15 protein-coding genes are annotated in these 21,437 nt (G+C 64.4%); 4 read left to right on the top strand and 11 right to left on the bottom strand.

The window, feature by feature from the left end; genetic code table 11:
* Nucleotides 1–169: 169 nt before the first annotated feature.
* Nucleotides 170–2,149 carry an HlyD family type I secretion periplasmic adaptor subunit gene (locus QA643_RS05090; protein ID WP_283032111.1) on the bottom strand — a complete coding sequence of 660 codons (1,980 nt, stop codon included), beginning with the start codon at nt 2,147–2,149 and terminating at the stop codon, nt 170–172.
* Nucleotides 2,146–3,882, bottom strand: a complete 1,737-nt coding sequence (locus QA643_RS05085) for a type I secretion system permease/ATPase (RefSeq protein ID WP_283034715.1) — start codon at nt 3,880–3,882, stop codon at nt 2,146–2,148. The genes QA643_RS05090 and QA643_RS05085 overlap by 4 nt, the downstream gene beginning before the upstream one ends.
* A 555-nt stretch (nt 3,883–4,437) precedes the next feature.
* Here QA643_RS05085 and QA643_RS05080 point away from each other — a divergent pair.
* The 3 genes from QA643_RS05080 to QA643_RS05070 all read left to right on the top strand — a co-directional run bounded on the left by QA643_RS05080 (nt 4,438) and on the right by QA643_RS05070 (nt 9,067).
* On the top strand, nt 4,438–5,850 hold the full coding sequence (locus QA643_RS05080) for a hypothetical protein (protein ID WP_283032110.1): 1,413 nt from the start codon (nt 4,438–4,440) through the stop codon (nt 5,848–5,850).
* A 247-nt stretch (nt 5,851–6,097) separates the two neighbouring features.
* Entirely contained in the window at nt 6,098–7,978 is a 1,881-nt protein-coding gene (locus QA643_RS05075; RefSeq protein WP_283032109.1) for an ethylbenzene dehydrogenase-related protein, read from the top strand.
* The gene (locus QA643_RS05070) at nt 7,979–9,067 is read left to right on the top strand and encodes a 2Fe-2S iron-sulfur cluster-binding protein (protein ID WP_283032108.1); all 1,089 of its coding nucleotides are present in this window, start codon (nt 7,979–7,981) and stop codon (nt 9,065–9,067) included.
* 20 nt (nt 9,068–9,087) lie between these two features.
* On the opposite strand, the gene QA643_RS05065 is transcribed toward QA643_RS05070, so the two are convergent.
* The 4 genes from QA643_RS05065 to QA643_RS05050 all read right to left on the bottom strand — a co-directional run bounded on the left by QA643_RS05065 (nt 9,088) and on the right by QA643_RS05050 (nt 14,717).
* Nucleotides 9,088–9,894, bottom strand: coding sequence for an MBL fold metallo-hydrolase (locus tag QA643_RS05065; RefSeq protein WP_283032107.1), 807 nt, complete (start codon nt 9,892–9,894; stop codon nt 9,088–9,090).
* A gap of 66 nt (nt 9,895–9,960) precedes the next feature.
* Nucleotides 9,961–11,583, bottom strand: coding sequence for a gamma-glutamyltransferase (ggt, locus tag QA643_RS05060; protein ID WP_283032106.1), 1,623 nt, complete (start codon nt 11,581–11,583; stop codon nt 9,961–9,963).
* Nucleotides 11,584–11,609: 26 nt separating this feature from the next.
* Nucleotides 11,610–12,695, bottom strand: coding sequence for a TRAP transporter substrate-binding protein (locus QA643_RS05055; protein ID WP_283032105.1), 1,086 nt, complete (start codon nt 12,693–12,695; stop codon nt 11,610–11,612).
* A gap of 45 nt (nt 12,696–12,740) precedes the next feature.
* Nucleotides 12,741–14,717 (bottom strand): primary-amine oxidase, encoded by a 1,977-nt coding sequence (locus QA643_RS05050; RefSeq protein WP_283032104.1) that lies wholly within the window; start codon nt 14,715–14,717, stop codon nt 12,741–12,743.
* A 149-nt stretch (nt 14,718–14,866) separates the two neighbouring features.
* Here QA643_RS05050 and QA643_RS05045 point away from each other — a divergent pair, with 149 nt between their 5' ends.
* On the top strand, nt 14,867–15,808 hold the full coding sequence (locus QA643_RS05045; RefSeq protein ID WP_283032103.1) for a helix-turn-helix domain-containing protein: 942 nt from the start codon (nt 14,867–14,869) through the stop codon (nt 15,806–15,808).
* Here the strand turns inward: QA643_RS05045 and QA643_RS05040 are convergent.
* From QA643_RS05040 to QA643_RS05020, 5 genes are all read right to left on the bottom strand, one after another.
* Complete coding sequence (locus tag QA643_RS05040; protein ID WP_283034714.1) at nt 15,793–16,809, bottom strand: NAD-dependent epimerase; 1,017 nt, start codon at nt 16,807–16,809, stop codon at nt 15,793–15,795. The two genes, QA643_RS05045 and QA643_RS05040, sit on opposite strands and share 16 nt — an antisense overlap.
* A gap of 39 nt (nt 16,810–16,848) precedes the next feature.
* Entirely contained in the window at nt 16,849–18,168 is a 1,320-nt protein-coding gene (locus QA643_RS05035) for a UDP-glucose/GDP-mannose dehydrogenase family protein (RefSeq protein WP_283032102.1), read from the bottom strand.
* A 72-nt stretch (nt 18,169–18,240) separates the two neighbouring features.
* Entirely contained in the window at nt 18,241–19,029 is a 789-nt protein-coding gene (locus tag QA643_RS05030; RefSeq protein ID WP_283032101.1) for an FkbM family methyltransferase, read from the bottom strand.
* Nucleotides 19,030–19,113: 84 nt separating this feature from the next.
* Nucleotides 19,114–20,553 carry a mannose-1-phosphate guanylyltransferase/mannose-6-phosphate isomerase gene (locus tag QA643_RS05025; protein ID WP_283032100.1) on the bottom strand — a complete coding sequence of 480 codons (1,440 nt, stop codon included), beginning with the start codon at nt 20,551–20,553 and terminating at the stop codon, nt 19,114–19,116.
* A gap of 32 nt (nt 20,554–20,585) precedes the next feature.
* The gene (locus tag QA643_RS05020) at nt 20,586–21,353 is read right to left on the bottom strand and encodes a sugar transferase (RefSeq protein WP_283032099.1); all 768 of its coding nucleotides are present in this window, start codon (nt 21,351–21,353) and stop codon (nt 20,586–20,588) included.
* Nucleotides 21,354–21,437: the final 84 nt, after the last annotated feature.

The raw sequence follows: 21,437 nt of genomic DNA, 5'->3' as shown, positions 1-21,437 counted from the left end.
CGGAAAGCCCTGATATAGCGCCGCCATCTGAAGTGGCAAGATTGCGGGAACGCTCCGTTCAAGGTCCCGCGTCGCCATGGCCGGGCTTGTCCCGGGCCATCCACGTCCTGCCGTGCTAAGACCAGGACGTGGATGCCCGGGTCAAGCCCGGGCATGACGGGCTTGCAGGCTACCGCTCGACAAAGGCGCGTTGGAACTGATCCATGATCGGCTTGAACAGATAGCTCAGCATGGTCCGGCTGCCGGTCTGCATGAACACTTCCGCCGGCATGCCGGAGACGAGCTGTAGCCCGGCCAGAAGCCGGCGCTCCTCCTCCGGCAGCATGATCCTGACGGTGAAATAGGACATGCCGCTCTGCTGGTCTTTTGTGGTGTCGGGCGAAACGAACGACACCTGCCCGATCAACTGCGGCGTGACCCGCTGGTTGAAGGCCGAGAAGCGGACGAACGCCTGCTGGCCCTTGCGCACCTGATCGATATCGTTCGGCTGCAAGCGCGCCTCGATCTGCAGGTCGTCGGAGTCAGGCACCACCTCCATGATGGTATCGCCGGCGCGAACGACGCCGCCGATGGTGTGGGCCGCGAGCTGATGGATCACGCCCGAGGTCGGCGCGCGCATCTCGATGCGCTCGAGCACGTCACGCGCGGCGACCGCGCGCTCCGACAGCTCGGCCTCCTTGCCCTGCGCTTCGCCGAGCTCCTTGACCACCTCGGTGCGGACGTCCTGGTCGAGCCGGACCATCTGAAGCTTGGCCTCGTCAACCTTGGCCTTGGTCTCGGCGATCGTGGAAAGCAACTGGCCGCGCTCGCCCTCGATTCTGGCGCTCTCGCGCTGCAGGGTCGTCAGCCGCGCCAGCGGCACCAGACGCTTGTCGAAAAGATCCTGAACACCGGTGAGTTCGCCGGTAATGAGCTCGAGCTGCTTGCCCTTGGACACGACCTGCGCGTCGAGACCGATGATCTCCTCGCCGAGCTGCGACACCTTGCTCTGCAGCAACTCCTTCTGGCTCTCGCGCGCGGTCACCCGCGCCCTGAACAGCGCTGCCTCGGAGGCCAGCAGCGTCTTGACGTTGGGATCTTCCAGCCGGGTCGACAGTTCGGGCGGTATCGCCGGCTTCGGCTGTCCGTCGCGCTCGGCGACCAGCCGCGCGATCTTGGCGCGGACTTCATCGAGCTGCTTGCTGACGACCTGCAGGCTGGCCTGGGCCTGCGTCGAATCCAGCCGCAACAGGAGATCGCCGGCATTGACGCGCATGCCGTTATGGACCGGGATTTTCGCGACCACACCGCCGGTCGGATGCTGGATCGCCTTGACGTTGGACTGCACCACCAGATTGCCCGGCACCACAACGGCGCCCGACAGCGGCACGAACGCCATCCAGCCGCCCGCCAGTCCGCCGACGATCAGCAGCGCCCGCAGGCCGGTGCGCAATTCATGTTCGTAGGCGCGCCCCGCCCGCTGCGTGATGCTCTCGCCGGGCGCAGCCGCATCCACCGCGGCATTGCGATTCGCGAGGAAGGCCACCCCGGCGGTCACGCCGTTGCGGACGATCGTTGCCACCGAACGGTCGGACACTACACCGGCCGGAGCCGGCGGCGCCAATTGGGGCGCCTCGATGCGCGGCGGCTCCCGCCGCTCGTCGATCTGCAACACTTCCGGTCGCGACCTCGGGATGTTCAGGAGCGAGGGGTCGTCGGGCGCGATGATCGGACCGCGCGCTTGCCGCTCGTTCCGCCATGCATGATCGACCGGCCCCCGCGCGCGGCCGGACGATGGCGGCGGCGGCGCGGGTCGGAATTGCGGCTCGTGCGCGCGGCGAGCGCGCGGCGCCGGCGGCTCGATATCGACATCGTCGGGCTGGGACGAACCGAAGGGACCGAGCCACGCGTTGAGCACCCGCCCCATCTTGCCTTTCTTGCCCCGCTTCGGGCGGCCGGGACGCGGACGCCGCGCGGCGGCGCGGTCGTCCTGCGGCGGGCGACGAAGCGGCTGCCGCTGCTCGGGCAGATTGTCCTGCTCGAACGCCTGTCGCAATCGCTGCAACTCGAGAATCAGTGCCTGGCCCTGCGGCGCGGCGGCGTCTTCATCGGTTCCTCCGAACCGGCTCCGCACGCGTTCGTCGGAATGGGCGTCGTCGAAACTCTTCATGACGAAACACTTTCGGCAAGTGACGCGCGCGGTTCGGCCTTGGCCTGCGGTGCGGGCTGCTGTGCCGGCGTCGGGGCGGGCGTCGGCGGCCCCTTGCCGCTGCCACCGGCCTTGCGGACGCGCGCGAAGACTTCCTCGCTCGGCCCGAACGCGATCGCCTTGCCCTCATAAAGCACCATCGTCATGTCGAGCGCGGAGAGCGCGCTGGGGCGATGCGAGATCACGACGACGATCGACTTGTTCTGGCGCATGATCCCGATAGCGCGCGTCAGGGCATTTTCGCCGTCGGCATCGAGGTTGGCGTTGGGCTCGTCGAGCACAAGCAGGAACGGATCGCCGTAGACGGCGCGGGCCAGGCCGACGCGCTGCTTCTGCCCGGCCGACAACGATATGCCGCCGGCGCCGATCCGGGTCGCATAGCCCTCCGGCAGCCGCAGGATGATGTCATGGACGCCGGCGATCTGCGCCGCCCTGAGGATGGCGTCCGAACTCGGGTTCTCCTCGAAGCGGCAGATGTTCTCGGCCACGGTCCCATCGAACAAGCCGACATCCTGCGGCAGATAACCGATGTGCCGGCCGAGATCCTCGTTGCGCCATTGATCGAGCGCGGCGCCGTCGAGCCGCACCGCGCCGCGATGCGCCGGCCAGATTCCAACCAACGCCTTCGACAGCGACGTCTTGCCCGACGCGCTCGCCCCGAGCAGCGCCAGCCCCGAGCCGGCCTTGAGCGAGAACGTGACGCCGGCGACGATCGGCATATCGCGGCCGGGCGCGGCGACGGCGAGATTCTGCACGGACAATTCGCGGGTCGGACGCGGCAGCATCACCGGCGGTGTCGGCGGCGGCGCAGTCGCCTTGCAGATGTCACGCAGGCGGGCGAGGCCCTGGCGTGCCGCGGAGAGTTGCTTCCAGGTGCCGAGCGCGATTTCAACCGGCGCCAGCGCACGCCCCATCAGGATCGAGGATGCGATCATGATGCCGCCCGAGGCCTTGTCGGCGATGACGAGATAGGCGCCCATGCCGAGCATGCCCGATTGCAGGACGTAACGCAGCACCTTGGCGGCCGAGCCGAGATTGGCGTGGACGTCGGTCGAGCGGATATTTTCCTGCAGATAGCGTTCGTTGGCCTCCGACCAGCGTGCCGTCAATCGGTCGGTCATGCCGAGGGCGCGCACGATTTCCGCATTACGCTGCGTTGCATCCGCCAGCACCTGGCGCTGCGCGTTCATGTCCATCGCCGCCTTGGCCGCACCGCGCGAGATCCGCTCGTTCAGCAGGGTCATGGAGATGATCGCCAGCGTGCCGAGCAGCGCCGTGAAGCCGATCGCCGGGTGAAACAGGAACAGGCCGAGCAGAAAGACCGGGATCCAGGGCATGTCGAGGAATGCCGTCGGCCCCATGCCCGACATAAAGGTGCGCACCTGATCGAGATCGCGCAGCGGCTGCTGCATCAGGACCGGCTTGACGCCGCGCAGCGGCAGGATGGCGAGCGCCCAATGGATCGAGGCCTGCAGGCTGGCGTCGAACAGTGTGGCGATCCGGCACAGCATCCGCGACCGCATCGCGTCGAAATATCCCTGCACCACATAGGCGATCAGCACCATCAGGGACAGACCGAACAGGGTCGCGAGGTTGCGGCTCGGAATCACCCGATCGTATACCTGCAACATATAGATCGATCCCGACAGCATCAGGATGTTGATGACGCCGCTGAATACGGCGACGCCGATCATGCGGCGCGCGCTCGCGCGGAGCGCGGTCGCGACCGGATCGTCGGCGGCCAGCGTCGAACGCAGGCCGGAAATTGCCCGCGACACCTGCACTGCTCGCGCCTGTGGCTGGCCTTGAGCCATACGCATTGAATTGCCCTTCGACCCGCGCGACGGGCGGATCTCCCTGACGGTCTCCTTGACGCGCGATGCGGACCATTTTTCGGCGAGAATGCGACGAATGCCGATTGTTCACGTTCGCTCGTGGGTCGAACGATGGCAAACGCCGCGTTGTATCGCGTTACCGCGACGCTGAAGAAACGGAATCCATCAGCGCCTCAGATTGTTAAAAAGTGCACAAAGAAACCGGTATTCGCGTATGCCTCATTCGTCATTTTTTAGCGCCGCGTGCGTCACGGATTCGTCCGTCTATAACCTTGCTTCGGCGCTCAATGGTCGCGGTGTCGGCCGAAAGACGCCACGAAGCTCGATGATCCTTCACCTTGCGCGCATCCTGCTCCCCGGCGGATGGCCGCGCCCATACATCAAGAACTCCAAGGAAATAACAGGGGATCAACAATGGCTCGCTTCCCTTCCGGAGATCAGCCCGACGCCGATACCGATCTCCCGATCGGTGACGTCGCCAGTCCGCCCGTCGCACCGGCCTCACCGTCGCCGACGTTGCCGGAGGAAACGCAGCTTCCTAACCAACCGGCGGCACGACCGATCGGTTCGGGTTTTTCCGATCTCGGCGCCACTTCCATCGGCACGGCCCCGCCGGCGATGGATGCTTCGCCGCAAGGCGTCGCCGATCCGGGCGCCGTCAGCCCTGCGCCTCGCACCAATGATCTCGCGATGGTCCAGAACAATCTCCTGGCCGAACTCCATGCCGGCCAGTTTTCCGGCGCCGCCGCACTCGGCCATGTCCAGGCGATCCTGTCCGATATCACCAGCGCGATTTCAGCTGCCAACGCCACCACGGGCGTGGCAGGAGCGTTGGTTAGCGCCGCCGGCGCCCAGCAAACGCTGCGCGCCACCAGCATCATAAATGCCGTCAGCACCGATACGGCGCTGGCGAATCCCACACCCGATGCGCCTGCGCCCACCGCACCGGCAACGCCGCACAGCCTTGCGGAGATCGGTGCACTGTTCGACGATGTCGCCAGCCAGATCCTTGGCGGGGTGACTGACGACAACCGCACGCAGATCACCGACGACATCAACACAGTGATCTCGGACATCCAGGCGCTGATGAAAGCCGACCCAAAGCTGTTTGATGGGCTGACCGGCGCCCATGCCGACCAGATCGTCCAGCAACTGCAACTCGAGCTCGCCTATATCAACGACCCCGAGGCAAGCCCCACCGCAGCACAGGCCAGCAGCGACAACATCCACGACATCATCGAGGTCATTCAAGCCGACACCAAGCTGGCCGATATGGTGACGCCAGGCGGCATCAGCAGCACTCCGGCGTTGCCGGATGCCGCCGGTCCAGGGCCGAACCACCTCGACAGTCCCGTCGAGACGGCGCTCGTCGCCAATTTCATCGCGCAGTCCAACGCGCTTGGGAAGCAGGCCACCGACCTGGTGGGCAGCCAGGACGGCAAGGCGATCGCCGCGCTGATCGACGATCTCAGGGCGTTCGAGAAGGCCGCTGGCGAACTCGACGGCACGCTCGGCGGCGAGATCGCCGCGATGATCAAGGGATTGCAGACGGGTAACGCGGCGCTGGTCACCGCGGCGGCGGACCAGATGCATGGCAATGCCACCGATATCGGCGGCCACAGCGTCCCGGTGACCGGAGGCACCTACAATACGGACGGCGTGACGGTCGCCGAGGTGCTGGGGACGCCCGCCGCGCCGCCGACAGCCGAAACACCGACCGCCGCCGAGCCGGCGGCGTTCGCGACCGCCGACATCACGGCGCCGGCGAATGTCGACGACCATTCACCGGCGCCCGAGGTGGCGCATTTGCATCACATGTGGGGATAGCGGCGCGCGGCACGGCCTCCGGCGCTCCCGATGCTTTCGGGACGCTGGAGGCCGGAACATCCAAGAAGCGCGTTCGCCGATCCGGCTCACGCGGCGGGCGTAAAGGTCACTCTGTGCCCGCCAAAGGACGATCTCAACGAGAGTCTCGGCTACGGCCCAAGAGACCATCATCGATACGGCAGCGACATCGGCGGTTGATGGGATCGGCGCGGTTGCTGCTTCGGAAGAGAAGTAGCGGGGCGTATGCGTGCGGCAGCGTAAGACGGACTATGGAACCATTATTTTACACTGGACGTTCGTCGCGGCATTCGCCGTTGCGCTCGTTACCGGTTTACGCATTGCGACCGAAACGCCCGACCGCACCTGGATCAACTGGTTCGATGCCGTACTGCCGCGCGACAGCGTATGGATCGCGCATATGCAGGCGGCGATCGTGCTCGTCGCCGTCGCGATCGGCTACATCGTCTACATGCTCCGCTCCGGACTTGGGCGCCGCGTTCAGCTCGACAGGGTTCGCTTGCGCGGCCTGTTCAGACGCGGGCAGTCCAGGCTCAGCGCCGTGATCGCCCTGATGTACTGGATCTTCTTCATCACGATGTCCGGCCTGCTGGTCAGCGGCGGCCTGCTCTATTTCGGCTTCTACTCCGGCTATGACGTCGCGATGCTGCACTGGGTCGGGACCTGGGTGATTCTCGCCTTCGTCGTCCTTCACGTCCTGACGCAGTACAAGAGCGGCGGCGTTGCGCAGCTGCTGCGCATTTTCCGTCCGGCGCCCCTGCCCGCGCCGCCGCCGCGGCTCGATGCGGTCGAGCTGCTGGGCCTGCTTGCCGAGAAATCGGCGCGCCTGCCGGAGCGCGAGACCGACGCGCCGCCCGAGGTCTCGTCCCACCCGCTGCAGCCGCGCGCCGATGCGCGCCGCGACAGAGCGCCGGACGCAGGTCGGCCGCCGCAACCCAAAGCCGGGCCGGCGCGCTCGCGAAACCCGACCCTGCAGGCCAACGCCTTCGTGGTGGCCGCCGCCGCTGCGATCACCGGCGCTTCGCTGCTGGTGGCGACCGACCGGCTCGCGGTAGACAGCGTGCAAGTTCGCCGCATCAATCCCGCGGATGCCCCGATCCTCGATGGCGACACCTCCGATCGGGCCTGGCGAAACGTCAGGCCATTCTCGCTGCTGACCGGCGAAGGCGGAAATTTTGACGGCAAAGGCGAAACCCGAATCGAAATCCGCGCGGTGCATGACGGCACCTACGCCTATTTCCTTTTTACCTGGGAAGACTCGACGCGCTCGCTGAAGCACCTGCCGCTGATCAAGCAGACCGACGGATGGCACCTGCTGCACTCCGGCTTTCAGGTCGGCGACGAACATCAGTACAACGAAGATAAGTTCTCGGTGCTGTTGACCACCTCCGACGTCACGCTGGCGGGCGGACGCACCTTCCATCCCGGGCCGCAGCCGGTTGCCGGCGCGCCGGCCACCATGAGCGGACGCGGACTGCACTACACGGCCTCGGGCTACGCCGATGTCTGGCAGTGGAAGGCGACGAGCAGTGCAGCCGGTTGGATGGATGACGCCCATTTCGGACCGCCGCTCAATCCGACGCCGATGCAGGCGGCGAACGTCGTGCCCTACAAGGGCGGCTTCGCGCCCGATCCGGGAACGGCGAACTACCGCGACAATTTCACGGTCGAAGCCGACCTTACCGGCGGTCCGCGCCGCAGCCGCCTGGTCGCCCCGCTGCGCCTGCCGAAGGTCGTGGCAGCCACATCCGACGCATTGGGCGACATCGATCTCGATCCCGATCATGGCGAAAGCGACGGCGCCCGCTGGTTCATGACCGAGCAGGACTCTGTTCCTTATTCGACCGAGCTGGATGGGCGCATCCCGGTCGGGACGGTGATCCCCGGCGTCATCCTGAGCGGCGAATTCTCGGGCGACCGCGCCGACGTTCGATCCGCCGCCCGCTGGGCCTCCGGCCTGTGGGCGCTGGAGGTGAAGCGCCGGCTCGACACCACAAGCGAGTTTGACGTGCCGATCCGAAGCGGCGTCCACATGCGGGTCGCCGCATTCGACCACAGCCAGATCAGACATACACGGCACGTCCGGCCTATTCGTATCGAGGTGGAATAAATGACGAAGATTTGCAAGGTCACGATCAACGACGAGCCGTTCCTGGCGAACCGCGGCGAGCTGCTGCTCGATTGGGCGCTGATGAACGGCGTTGATCTCCCGCATGACTGCCGCTCCGGCATTTGCGGTGCCTGCCGCGTGCGCCTGGTCGACGGTCAGGTGTATGGCGGCCACAGCCCGGGCGACGAGATGATCCATGCCTGCCAGGCGCGAATCGTCTCCGATCTCGAGATTTCGATCGAGGCGGCTCCCGAGCCGGTGGCACTGACAGCGGAAGTGGCGCAGACGGTCCAGCTCGCGCCCGACGTTGTCGGCGTCGACATCGAACTGCCGAAGCCGCTCGACTACCTTCCCGGCCAATACTGCAAGCTGCAGTTTCAAGGCTTCCCGGCAAGGTCCTACAGCCCGACCTTTCCACTGGAAGGATCGCCGCACGACCACCTCCTGCACTTTCACATCCGCAAGGTCTCCGGCGGGTTGGTCTCCTCGTCGCTCGGCCACGACATCCGCCCCGGACACCGCGTCAAGCTGATGGGGCCGTACGGCCGTGCGTTTTTCCGGCAGGATCATGAGGGCCGTATCGTTCTGGTCGCGAGCGGCACCGGGTTTGCCCCGATGTGGTCGGTCGCCGTCGCCGCCATCATGGAGCAGCCGAAACGCGAAATGGTGTTCATCGTGCAGGCGCGGAGCCTGCGCTCGCTCTACATGCACACGGCGCTCTGCCGCCTGGCGCTATTCCCCAATGTCACTCTGATCCCGATGGTGTCGGAGCCGCAGCAGGTCTCGCACGCCGTCCGCAGCGGCGGCCGGCCGACCGATCATCTGCCAAAGCTCACGCCCAACGACGTGGTCTATACCGCCGGCGCGCCGGCGATGACGGACGCGGTAGCGCGGATCGCCAAGGCCGCGGGTGCCCAGTGCTATACCGACCCGTTCGTGCAGGAAGCGCGGACCGTCGAGCAGCCGGGCCTGATGTCGCGCCTGACCGGCTGGCTCAACGAACCCAAAAGCACCATTCCGCTGCAGCCGTCGCAGAAGCCGGCGCCGATGCCGCGCGGCGCAGCCGCGGCTGGCGCGGGGAATCGCTAGGGGAAGCAATCGTTGCTCGTTCAGCCGGAGATGGCGGCGATATATCGCTTCACGGACATTTCGAATGCCGCCTTGGCGCCGCCTTCGATGTTGCGGCCCCACCACGCGCCATAGATGCGGTCGAACGCCAGCGGCTCCATCGCGGCCGCGATGCGGCGCACCGCGGTCGCGTTGAGCGGAATGTAGTTCGGATAACTGTACATGAAGGACAGCGAGCGGCGATCCATCGCGACCATCGCGATGTCGCCGGTGAGCAAGGCGCCCTTGCCTTGCGCGCCGGCACGCCAATGCAGGACGGTAGCACCGGCGAAATGTCCGCCGGTCCGCACTAGCAGGATGTCGTCGGAGATTCGATTGATATCGCCGGTCCACGGCACGATGCTTCGATGCGGCCGCGTGACGAAAGCGCTGTCATCACCATGCAGATAGACCGGTACGCCGCCGAACGCCTCGCTCCAGTCGGCGACTGCGCCATAATAATGCGGATGCGAAACAGCGATCGCCTTCAGTCCGCCTAGCGAGCGGACGTAGTCGATGGCTTCAGGTGTCGCGAGCGGCACGCAGTCCCACATCACGCAGCCGCCGGCCTCCGGCACCAGCAGCGCGCGCTGCCCGATGGCAAAACCCGGCTTGACAGCGATGCCGGGAATGCCGAGATCATCGCGCCAGGCGAGCTTGTGCCCCTTCGCCAGCTCTTCGCGTGTCAGCCATCTCTGGCCCTTCCAGTTCACAAACTGCCGCTCGTCCTCGCAGACCGGGCACGCCGGCGGCGGCCCGGCACTTTCGGGAAACTGGGCGCCACATTGTTCGCAGGTCCAAAACGGCATCGGCGTCACTCCACTCACAGGGAGTGGTAGCGCAAAACAAAGGAGCGGGCCAATGACAGCCCTGTGCTAATAACCGATCGCCGCGCCATCGCTGCGCGGGTCGGAACCGCCGCTCAAGGTGCCGTTCCGTGGATCGATCGTGATGCCATGCGCGTGCCCGGCCATTTCGTTCCAGGCTTCCCAGCGATTGATGATGTGACCACGCTGCGCGAGTGTGTCGATCGTGGCCTCGGAGAAGCGGCTTTCGATATGCAGCGTGTCGCGCGCCTCGCCGAGCGCGAAGCGGCCGGACAGGAACCGCGGCATCTCGAGCGCTTCCTGGATGTCGAGCCCGAAATCGATCATCACCGAGTAGAGTTGCAGCTGGATCTGCGGCTGGCCGTCGGCGCCCATGCAGCCGAGCACGCTCCAAAGCTTTCCGTCGCACTTGGCCATCGAGGCGATCAACGTATGCAGCGGGATCTTGCCGGGCTCGAGACGATTGGGGTGGCTGCGGTCCAGCGAGAAGTACGCGCCGCGATTTTGCAGGATGACGCCTGTGTTTCCCACCACCACGCAGGAGCCGAACGCCCCGTACAGGCTCTGGATCAGCGAGGCCGCATTGCCATCGCGATCAACGGCGGCGACATAGACCGTGTCGCCGGACAGGCTGCCGTGGGAGGGCACCATATCCCACCTCAATGCCGATCGCCCGTCGATCAGCCGGCCGCGCGCGGCCGCATATTCCTTCGAGATCAACCGCTCGACCGGCACCTCGGCAAAGGCGGGATCGGCGAGCATCTGGTCGCGGTCGTGATAGGCGATCTGCTTGGCTTGCACCATTAGATGCACATGGTCGGGCCCGAGGAAATCCTTGCGATGCAGTTCGTGGGGCTCGAGAAGGTTAAGCATCTCCAGCACGGTAAAGCCCTGCGTCGGCGGCGGCGTGTTGAAGACCGTGACGTCGCGGTAGTGGCCGACGAGCGGCTCGCCCCAGACAGCCTTTTGCCGGCCGAAATCGCCGAGCCGGAACAGGCCGCCATTTTGTTCCGAGAAGCGCGCCATGCCGGCGGCGACCGGACCACCATAAAATCCTTCCCAGCCATGATCGGCGATCGATTGCAGCGTGCGCGCTAGATTTGCGTTGGAAAGTCTCGCGCCGGTCGGTGCGGCCGTGCCTTGTGGAAAGAACAGCACGGCGGCTTCCCGATCCCGCAAGAGGTCGTCGCGCATCATCTCGATGAAACCCGCAAGGCGGCCGGTGACCGGAAAACCGTCGCGCGCGTAAGCAATAGCGCTTTCCAGAACGCGGCCGAGCGGCAGGCGGCCATGGACGGCGTGCGCTTCGATCCAGCTAGCCACTGCGCCCGGCACGGTCAACGTTGCCGGCACGGTTCCGCGAAGCGGAATCTCATTCAGCCCGCGCGCTTCGAGTGCGGAAATGGTTGCGGCTTCGGCTGCCTTGCCGCCGCCATTGAGGGTGCGGATTTCGCCGCTGGCGCCATCGTGAATCAGCCAGAACGCATCGCCGCCGAGCCCGGTCATGTGCGGGTAGACCACGGCCAGAACGGCGCTGGTTGCGATCGCGGCATCGATCGCGGAGCCGCCGGCGCGCAGCACGTCGAGGCCGGCGGCGGAGGCCAGCGAATGCGGCGACGTCACCATGCCGTTTGTCGCCTGCGTGACCGGCCGGCCGGTGCGGATGTCCACTTTCCAAGCTCCCGATATGCCGGCCGTCAGGCGCGGATACGCCTGATCATGTAATTGTCGTAGGTGGCCTCGCAGACCTGATGCCACTGATACTGCTCATTGCGGAAGGCGATCACCGAATCATACAGCGCCTTGAACTTCGCATTCTTGGCCGAAACCTCGGCGAACAGCTCATTGGTCGCCTTGAACGAGGCATCGAGAATGTCGTTCGAGAACGGCCTGAGCAGCGCGCCGCCGGCAACCAGCCGCTTGATGGCGGCGGCGTTGCGGGCGTCATACTTGGCAGTGAGGTCGGCCGCGACCTGGCCCGCGGCAATCGTCACCATGTTCTGATACAGCTTTGGCAGCTCGGCCCATTTCGCGCTGTTGATGTAGAGGAAGCCGTTGGCGCAGCCTTCCCACCAGCCGGGATAATAGTAATAGGGCGCGACCTTGAGAAAGCCGAGCTTCTCGTCATCATAGGGACCGATCCACTCGGCGGCATCGATCGTGCCCTTCTCCAGCGCCGGATAGATATCGCCGGGCGGAATCTGTTGCGGCACGACACCGAGACGGCTTAGCACCTGCCCCGCCACGCCGCCGACGCGGAATTTCAGTCCCTTGAGATCATCGAGCGTCTTGATCTCCTTGCGGAACCAGCCGCCCATCTGCGCGGTGGTATTGCCGAACGGGAAGCCGACAACGCCAAACGTGGCATAGAGTTCATTGAGCATATCGAGGCCGCCGCCATAGGTGAGCCAGGCATTCATCTGCCGTGTATTGAGACCAAACGGAACGGCCGTGCCGAAGGCAAACGCCAGGTCCTTGCCGATGTAGTAGTAGGAGGCGCTGTTCCCCATCTCCACGGTGTTGTTCGCCACCGCATCGAAGATCTGGAATGCCGGCACGATCTCGCCCGGGCCAAATACCCCGATCTGGAATTTCTGGTCGGAGAGTTCGCCGATGGCTTTCGCGAACATCTCGCAGGCGCCGTACAGCGTATCCAGCGACTTTGGAAACGAGGTGGCAAGACGCCAGCGCAAAGTCGGAGCTGATTGGGCAATAGCGGGCGCCGCGACGGCTGTCGAAGCGATACCGGCACCGGCAATCCTGAGGAGCTTCCTGCGATTCATGGTCAGTCTCCTTGCTGGATGAGTTGAAGAAGCGAACGCATATCGTCAGCCGCAGCACGAACCTTCGTCGCGGTTGTCGCGGCTGGCGCTATTCCGATCAGGCGGCAGGTCCATCGCGGGGTTCTCGGCAAAGAAGCCGTTCGGCTTCAACGTGAAGCCAACATATTCGACCGGCATCACCGGGAAATCCTCGGGACGGCAGACATGCGTCGCCCCGAAACTATGCCAGACGACGATATCCTCGTTGTCGATCGAACGGTTTTTCGCGACATATTTCGGCAGGCCGTCGCCGCCGGCATGCTGGTTCGGAAATTCTCCGCTGGCATAGCGCTCGTCGGCGGCATAGCGCGTGACCCAGATGTGCTTGGTTGCAAAGCCGCCGCGCTCGGTCATGTAGCAGCCCGGCTGCGCCAGCATCACGGGCGCGCTGTGCGCGATCAGCTTGTAGGCCGTCGGGCCGCCGACGCTGTTCTTCCGGTTGGGATTGGTAATCTTCCAGTATCGCCCGGTCCGTCCGTCGCCCTCGCGCACCGCGTCGCGCTCGCGCGACAGCACCCGTGTTGTGGTGTCGAACACGTTGCCATAGGGGTTGTCGGTGCCCCATGGCCGTGGCCGGAACTCGTGCTCGGTGACGGTATTGCCCTCGCCGTCCAGCATCATGTGCAGGCGGGCGTTGAAGAAATGCTGGTGGGTGGGGCCGCCGAGATTGTCGGCGACCATGCCGCCCCACGGATAAGCTTTGTTGGATGCAACCGCCGCGGTCTGGATGATGCCGGTCAGCTTGACCTCGAGCTGGATGGTGCCGTCCTGGTAGAAGTACCAGAAGAAGCCGTAGTCGTAATTTCCAACCGTGGTGAAGAACGAGATGACGAGACGGCGCGAGCGGCGTACCTCGAAGGTCTCGTTGCGGAATTCGTAATGCTTCCAGAGGATGCCGTAATCCTCCTCGTGCAGGCAGATCGCATTCTTCATGACCGTGGGCTGGCCGTAATCGTCGGCGACCGGCACGTCGAAATAGTGGATGTGGCCGAGGCAGTCGCAGCCGAGCTCGAGCGCATTGGCGAGCTTGCCGAGGCCGTATTCCCCGGCATCGAAGGCGCATTTCCAGAAATGGTTGGCGGTCGGATCGGCATAGGGAACGATCATGTCGGTGACGCTGGCCCGATAGATGATCGGCCGTTCCTGACCACCGTCGCGAAACGATATCTGGTGCAGCACGAGGCCCTCGCGCGCGGTCCAGCCGACGCGAAACGACCAGTTCTGCCAGGCGACCTTCCAGCCTTCGACCGTAAAACTCGGGCCGTCCTTCTGCACGATATCGAGCGGCTTCACGTCGTTGCGGGTTTGCGGGATCGATGCGCGGTCGTAATTGCGCGATTTTCTCGGGATCGGAATGATGTCGGGCTCGTCGACGAGATGAACGATCCTGTTCTCGATCAGATCGACCAGCGCGACCACGCCTTCGATCGGGTGCGCATAGCCGTTGTCCTTCGCGTCCTTGCGCCAGTAGGACACGGCGCTGACCAGCCGGCGGCCCTTCTCCACTTCGCGGTCGAAATAACCGGCCGAGAATGGATCGACCTGGACCAGCTCGATGTCCGCATCGGAGAGGCCGCGCCGCGTCATCGCCCGCCGCCAGTCCGCATCGGCCTTGACGATGTCGCCGACCTTGAAGACTTCCTCGATCGTGATCGGCGGCTGGCCATAGGGATGGGCCTTGGTTGAATACTCCCGCCATTCCGTGACCAACTCTTCGTCGAGATCAACGGTCGCGATATGCGTCGCGCCAGTCTTGCAGTCGAACAAGGTGACGGTGGCGCGGCGCGTGGCGACCTCGCCCGGCTTCCAGCTGAGAACGTCGGACTTGGCCGGCTCCTCGAGCTGCACATGGGTAAACCGCGCGTTCGGTCCGAGCTGCTTTTGTCGCTTCAAAATGTCGGCTGCCTGCGCGACTTCGGCCTCCGTGAGCGGGGCGAGCGGATGACCGGCGGCGATGCCGGCAGATGGCTTTGTGCGTACCATATCGGACCGAATTCTCCGGAATTGGCGGCTAGGCTACGGCCGCCCGGGCACCCCGTCTTGAATGAGCCTGCCACGTCGCGCCAGCGGCCCTTGCCAGAGCCACCTCTCCTGGGCGACGCTGCGGGACCGCAACCGACCTCGTGCAGGCAATGCCGATCAGCGTCTCCACCGACCCGATCCGCCCGACGGAGCGCCAGGCGTTCTGGACCGAAGCGATCTGCCGCTCGTTCGCCAATATCGAGACCCGGCCGATCGGATCGGCTGTGGTCAGCGGCCATTTCGAGTTTGTCGAGATCGGCGATGCCAAACTCGTCCGCTTCGACAGCAGCCCGCAATGCTACACCCGCGACGCCAGGCTGGTGAGCCGCGCCGGCTCGGACGAATTCATGTTCGATTTCCAGCGCCGCGGCCGCAGCGCCATGGCGCAAGCCGGCAATGAAGGCACGATCGAGCCCGGCTATGGCGTGCTCTATGATGCACGGCGTCCATTCGAGGACCGCCTGTTCGGCCCCGAGCAACGCGCCGAAGTGCTGATCGCCACCGTCCCCGCCGCATCGCTGTTAAGGGTGGCCCCGCAAGCCGAACGGCTCTGCGCAAAACCGGTGCCGCTGTCGGGCACGATGGCACGCATGATAGCGAGTTTCGTGCAGGCGGCGATCTCCGTTCCCGGCGCACCGGCAACCGGCGGCAGGCCCGATATGGTCGCCTATCTGTCAGCCCTACTGCGCATCGCAGGTGGCGATAGCCACCAGCTCGGCCGTGGCGACCTGTTCCACCTGATCGATCGCTATCTGCGAACGAATATCAGTGACATCAGATCGGCGTCGGCACTCGCCACAGAGTTTGACATTTCGGAGCGAACCTTTCACCGCGTCTTCGCCGACCGCGACACAACGTTCGAACGTCATGTCCTTCATCTGCGCGTCGAACTATTCAAAGACCTGCTGCGACAGGCTTCGCTGGCGAACGTATCGATCGCCGCGCTCGCGCATCAATGCGGTTTTGCCGACGCCGCCCATGCCACGCGCACGTTCAAGGACAGGTTTGGCGCCACGCCGCGGGATTTTCGCAACGATCAAGCCTCGTTATAGCTGCGATACCAGGCCGCGAACTTATGAATGCCGTCCTCGATCGGCGTCGAGGGACGGAAACCCACGTCACGCACGAGATCGTCGACATCGGCATAGGTCGTCGGCACGTCGCCGGGCTGCATCGGCAGCATTTCCTTGTTCGCCTTGCGGCCCAGCGCCTGCTCGAGGATATCGAGCACGAGCAGCAATTCTTGCGGCTTGTTGTTGCCGACATTGTAGATGCGCCACGGCGCGATGCTCGATCCCGGATCCGGAGCGGCGCCCAACTGGGGCTGGCCGCCCTGCGGTGCGCGATCGATCAGGCGGACCAGCGCTTCCGTGACGTCGTCGACATAGGTGAAATCGCGCAGCATCCGGCCGCCATTGAACAGCTTGACCGGCTCCCCGCGGACAATCGCGTTCGCAAACACGAACAGTGCCATATCGGGCCGGTACCACGGGCCATACACCGTGAAGAACCGCAGGCCGGTGCAGGGGATGCCATAGAGGTGGCTGTAGGAATGCGCCATCAGCTCATTGGCCTTCTTGCTCGCGGCATAAAGGCTGATCGGATGATCGACATTGTCATGCACCGAGAACGGCAGCTTCCTGTTGGCGCCATAGACCGACGAGGAGGACGCGAACAGCAAATGACGGCAGCCATTGTGCCGGCATCCCTCCAGGATATTGGTGAAGCCGACCAGATTGGCGTCGACATAAGCATGCGGATCCTGCAGCGAGTAGCGCACACCCGCCTGCGCCGCCAGATGGATGACGACCGGAAAACGGTGGCGGGCGAACAGCGCCGGCATCGCAACGCGATCGGCTACGTCAAGCAGTTCGAACTGGAAGCGCGGATCGTTGCGCAATATCTCCAGCCTCGCTTCTTTCAGCCGCGGGTCATAGTACCCATTGAGATTGTCGACCCCGACGACGCGGTGGCCGGACTGCAATAGCCGCTGCGCCACGTGAAATCCGATAAATCCCGCGGTGCCCGTTACCAGAATGGGCTGATCCGGCATCATGCGTGCCTCCTTTCGCCGATGTCATGACGGCGCATCTCAGTACGCCACGGATTTCGGGCGGCCGACGCCGCAATACAGAAAGCCGTTCCGCTCGACCTCGTCCTGCGAATAGATGTTTCTGAGGTCGACAATGACGGGACAGGCCATGATGGCCGCCAGCTCCTTGAGATCCAGCGCCCGGAACTGTTCCCATTCGGTAACAATGACGAGTGCGTGGCATCCCTTGGCGCAGCGATAGGCGTTCTCGCAGAAGGTGACGTTCTCGAATACCCTCTTGGCCTGCTCCATGCCGACCGGATCGAAAATCCGGACCTCAGCGCCCATGTCCTGCAGCGCAGTGATAAGCGGAATGGAAGGCGCATCGCGCATGTCATCGGTGTCGGGCTTGAAGGTGACGCCGAGCACTGCAATCGACTTTCCGCGGATATTGCCGCCGAACGCATTCGCGACCTTACGCGCCATCGCCCGCTTGCGCTGGTCGTTAACGGCGACCACCGTCTCCACGATCCGCAGCGGCGATTCATTGTCCTGGCCCGTCTTGATCAGCGCCATCGCGTCCTTCGGGAAGCAGGAGCCGCCGAAGCCGGGGCCGGCATGCAGGAATTTCTGCCCGATCCGGTTGTCAAGGCCGATGCCGCGCGCGACTTCCTGCACATTGGCGCCGACCTTCTCCGCGAGATCGGCGATTTCGTTGATGAAGGCGATCTTGGTGGCAAGGAACGAGTTGGCGGCGTATTTGGTCAGCTCCGCGGTGCGGCGGTCGGTATACAGGATTGGCGAGGCGTTGAGGTGAAGCGGCCGGTACACTTCCGCCATCACGCTGCGGGCGCGCGCGTCGTCCGTTCCGATCACGATTCGATCGGGATGCTTGAAATCACGGATCGCTGCGCCCTCGCGCAGGAACTCGGGATTGGAGACGACGGCGACCGCAGCTTGGGGATTCTCTTCGCGGATGATGCGCTCGACCTCGTCGCCGGTGCCGACCGGCACCGTTGATTTCGTCACCACCACCGCTTTGTCCGGCAGCGCGGTCGCGATCTCGCGCGCCGCTGCATAGACATAGGAAAGGTCGGCATGGCCATCGCCGCGCCTCGATGGCGTGCCGACCGCGATGAACACGACGTCCGCCTCGCTGACGGCCGATTTCAGGTCGCTGGCAAACGATAGCCGGCCCTGGGCGACGTTCCGCGCCACCAGCTCGGCAAGGCCGGGCTCGTGGATCGGCATCTCGCCATCGTTGAGACCGGCCACCTTCTCCGCGTTGCTGTCGATGCAAACCACCTGATGGCCGAAATCGGAAAAGCACGCCCCTGACACCAGCCCGACGTAGCCGGCGCCAATCATCGCTATATGCATTGCGGTTCCTGTCTGAAGAGCCCACCGCGCGGCCGCAGCCGCATCGATGGGGATGTAAGGTGAAACAGCGAATTAGCTGCTCAGCAGCGATTCACCGTCGAGATGGCGGGGGAAGAAAAAGAAGTTGTTGACGTAGAACCGCCCGTCCTTGCGGCCGCCGTCCGGCCGCAGCGCATCGGCGTCCTGAAGCCTGGTCGAATCGAACTGCTCCACGGCGATCACATCATTGTTTTTCAGGAAGAAGCCGCGATAGGATTTTTCCCGAAAGAACTCGAACACCGATCGCGTTGCCTCGGCGCGATGGCGGTCCTCCGCCTCGACGAGGAAGACCGGCTGGCAGCGTTCGACGAGTTCGACCGCGCCATTGAGCACATTCAATTCATGGCCTTCGACGTCGACCTTCACAAACGCGACATCCTGGTCGATCACGGCATCGAGCCGGGCAATCGGCACATGGGCAGAAATCGATCTGCCCGATGAACCGACCCGCGCCTCCAGCGAGGCCAGGCCATGGACCAGGCCGTCCTCGCCTTGTGGAATGAACAGCTCGGCATCACCGTCATGATCCGACAGCGCGATCTCGTGAATAAACACGTTCCGAGCCGAGGTTCGGCGGAGCAGCCTTGCCATTTGCTGCGACGGCTCGAAGGCATGAACCTGCCGGGAAAGCCGCGCCAGCCGCCGCGTGTAGAGGCCGCAATTCGCGCCGACGTCGACCGTAACTGCGTCATCGGGAATGATCTTGTCGAGATAGGAGAGTTCCCGCTCCGCCGATTTCGGGCGCCTCATGAAATGCCATTGCAGCCATACCGAGGGGAACGCGTCCTTCACCAGCTCCTTGACCTGCTGCTTAGCGCTCATTGCCGCCTCCCTTTGTAACGCACGCAAATGTGACCATCGGCGCGCTGCGTCCTTGATGCGGATGCTGCCTCCCCAAGGCGCATCTCAGACGCGGTCATAGATGTCCTGAACCCGGACGATGTCGTCTTCGCCGAGATAACTGCCGGACTGCACCTCGATCAGATTGAGCGGGACCTTGCCGGGATTCTCCAGGCGATGCATGCACCCCAGCGGCACGAAGATCGATTCATTCTCGCGCAAGAGGATCTCCTCGTCATCGCGCGTGACGATTGCGGTGCCGTTCACCACGACCCAATGCTCGGCGCGATGATAATGCTTCTGCAATGACAGCTTGGCGCCGGGATTGACCGTGATGCGCTTGACCTGAAAGCGATCGCCGGCATGGATCGACTGATAGTAGCCCCACGGACGGTGGACACTGTGGGTCTGGGTCGCCGACCGATGGCCGTTGGCTTTCAGGCGTTCGACCAGCTTTCCAACGTCCTGGTCGCGCTTGCGGCTGGTGACCAGCACCACGTCGGGCGAGGTGGCAATGACGAGATCCTCGACGCCAAGCGCCGCAACGAGCTGTCCGTCACCGCGGACATAGCAGCCCGACGCGTCCTCCACGACGGCATCGCCGACCACGACATTGCCCGAAGAGTCCTTTTCCGCCATCGACCATAGCGCCGACCAGCTTCCGACGTCGCTCCAGTCGAACGTGGCGGGGACGACCACGGCGTTGCCGGTCTTTTCCATGACCGCGTAATCGATCGAGATCGACGGGCACGCCTCGAAGGCGGTTGCGTCCAGCCGGAGAAAATCGAGATCGCGCCTAGCGCCGGCCAGCGCGTTCCGGCAGGCAGCCAGGACTTCCGGCGCCCGCTGCGCCAGCTCGTCGATGAATTGACGCGCCGGCAGCAGGAAGATGCCGCTGTTCCAGACGTGCTCGTCGCATGCGAGCAGGCGTTCGACCGTCACCAGGTCGGGCTTCTCGACAAAGCCTGCCACGCTGCGAATCGGCGGCGCGGCCTCCAACTCGTCGCCCATCCGGATGTAGCCGAACCCGGTCGCCGCCGATGACGGCCGGACGCCGAACAGAACGAAACGGCCGTAGCGCGCCGCCGTGATGCCCGTCGATATCGCGTCGCGAAACGCGGCATGATCGCGCACCCAGTGGTCCACCGGCATCGCCAGGATTACGGCGTCAGGGTCGCTTTCGCCGGCGAGCAAGGCTGCGACGGCGACAGCCGGCGCGGTATTCCTGCCGAACGGTTCGAGCACGATGGTCGGACGATCAACGCCGGCCGCGTGCAACTGCTCGCCGATGGCAAAGCGATGGTCGGCATTGGCAATCACCATCGGCTCGGTGAACAGCGTGCGATCGCCAACCCGCAGCGCGGTCTGTTGCAGGAGCGTGTTTTCGCCGAGCAGTGAGAGCAACTGCTTGGGATAGGTCTCGCGCGACAGCGGCCACAGCCGCGAGCCGCTGCCGCCTGACAGGAGAACAGGTACGATACGGCCGCGCGGCTGCACAATCGCCATTTCATGGTCCTTCGATGTTGACGCTGGAGGGATCAGAAGCCGCTGCCCGACAAGAACTCTTTGCGGATCGTGCGGATGATGATCATGATGTCGAGGCGCAGCGACCATCGCTCGATGTAGTGGAGATCGTAGTCGATCCGCGAAACCGCGGGCTCGAACTCGGCCGTGCTTCCCCTGCAGCCACTGACCTGTGCCAGCCCGGTGATACCTGGCCGCGCCGTGTGGCGCTGAAAATAATAGGGCACGAGGTCTTCGTAAGGCAGATCGGCCGCCAGCATTCCCGGGACGTGCGGCCGCGGCCCGACCAGCGACATGTCGCCCTTGATCACGTTGAGCAGTTGCGGAATTTCGTCGAGGCTGGTCTTGCGCAAAATCCGGCCGATCGAGGTCACACGCGCATCGCCCTGAACCGTCTGTGTAACGCCGCGAACGTCGCATGCGTCGCTGCGCATAGTGCGGAACTTGTAAATCTTGAAACGGCGATTCCGGTAGCCATAGCGATATTGAAAGAACAGCACCGGGCCTGGCGATGTCGCCTTGATGAGGATCGCAATGGCGATCAGCAGCGGAGCAAAGAACAGCAGCGCGGCGCTTGCAGCGCTGACATCGAAAATGCGTTTGGCAATCGATGCTGACGGCTCCTTTCGTGCGACGCGACGCACGCGCCGGCGGCCTCGGTACGCGCCATGCGTACCGCCGCCGGCGAATTCGACAGGACGGACCGATATCTGGGTGCGCTCTATTCGAATCGGCGCAACATTGCTGTTCCGATCGAAGTTGGCTGTCACGATCGAGGCCATGACTCTCCTCTGTGTTGGAGCACAAATGCGATGCGCTGCGCGCACCGATCGGCGCGCGCGACGACTTCGCAGCAGCGAATATCC

Source organism: Bradyrhizobium sp. CB3481, assembly GCF_029714305.1.
Lineage (GTDB): Bacteria > Pseudomonadota > Alphaproteobacteria > Rhizobiales > Xanthobacteraceae > Bradyrhizobium.
The sequence above is the reverse complement of the archived record's forward strand: the minus strand, read 5'-3'. Positions and strand labels throughout refer to the sequence as shown.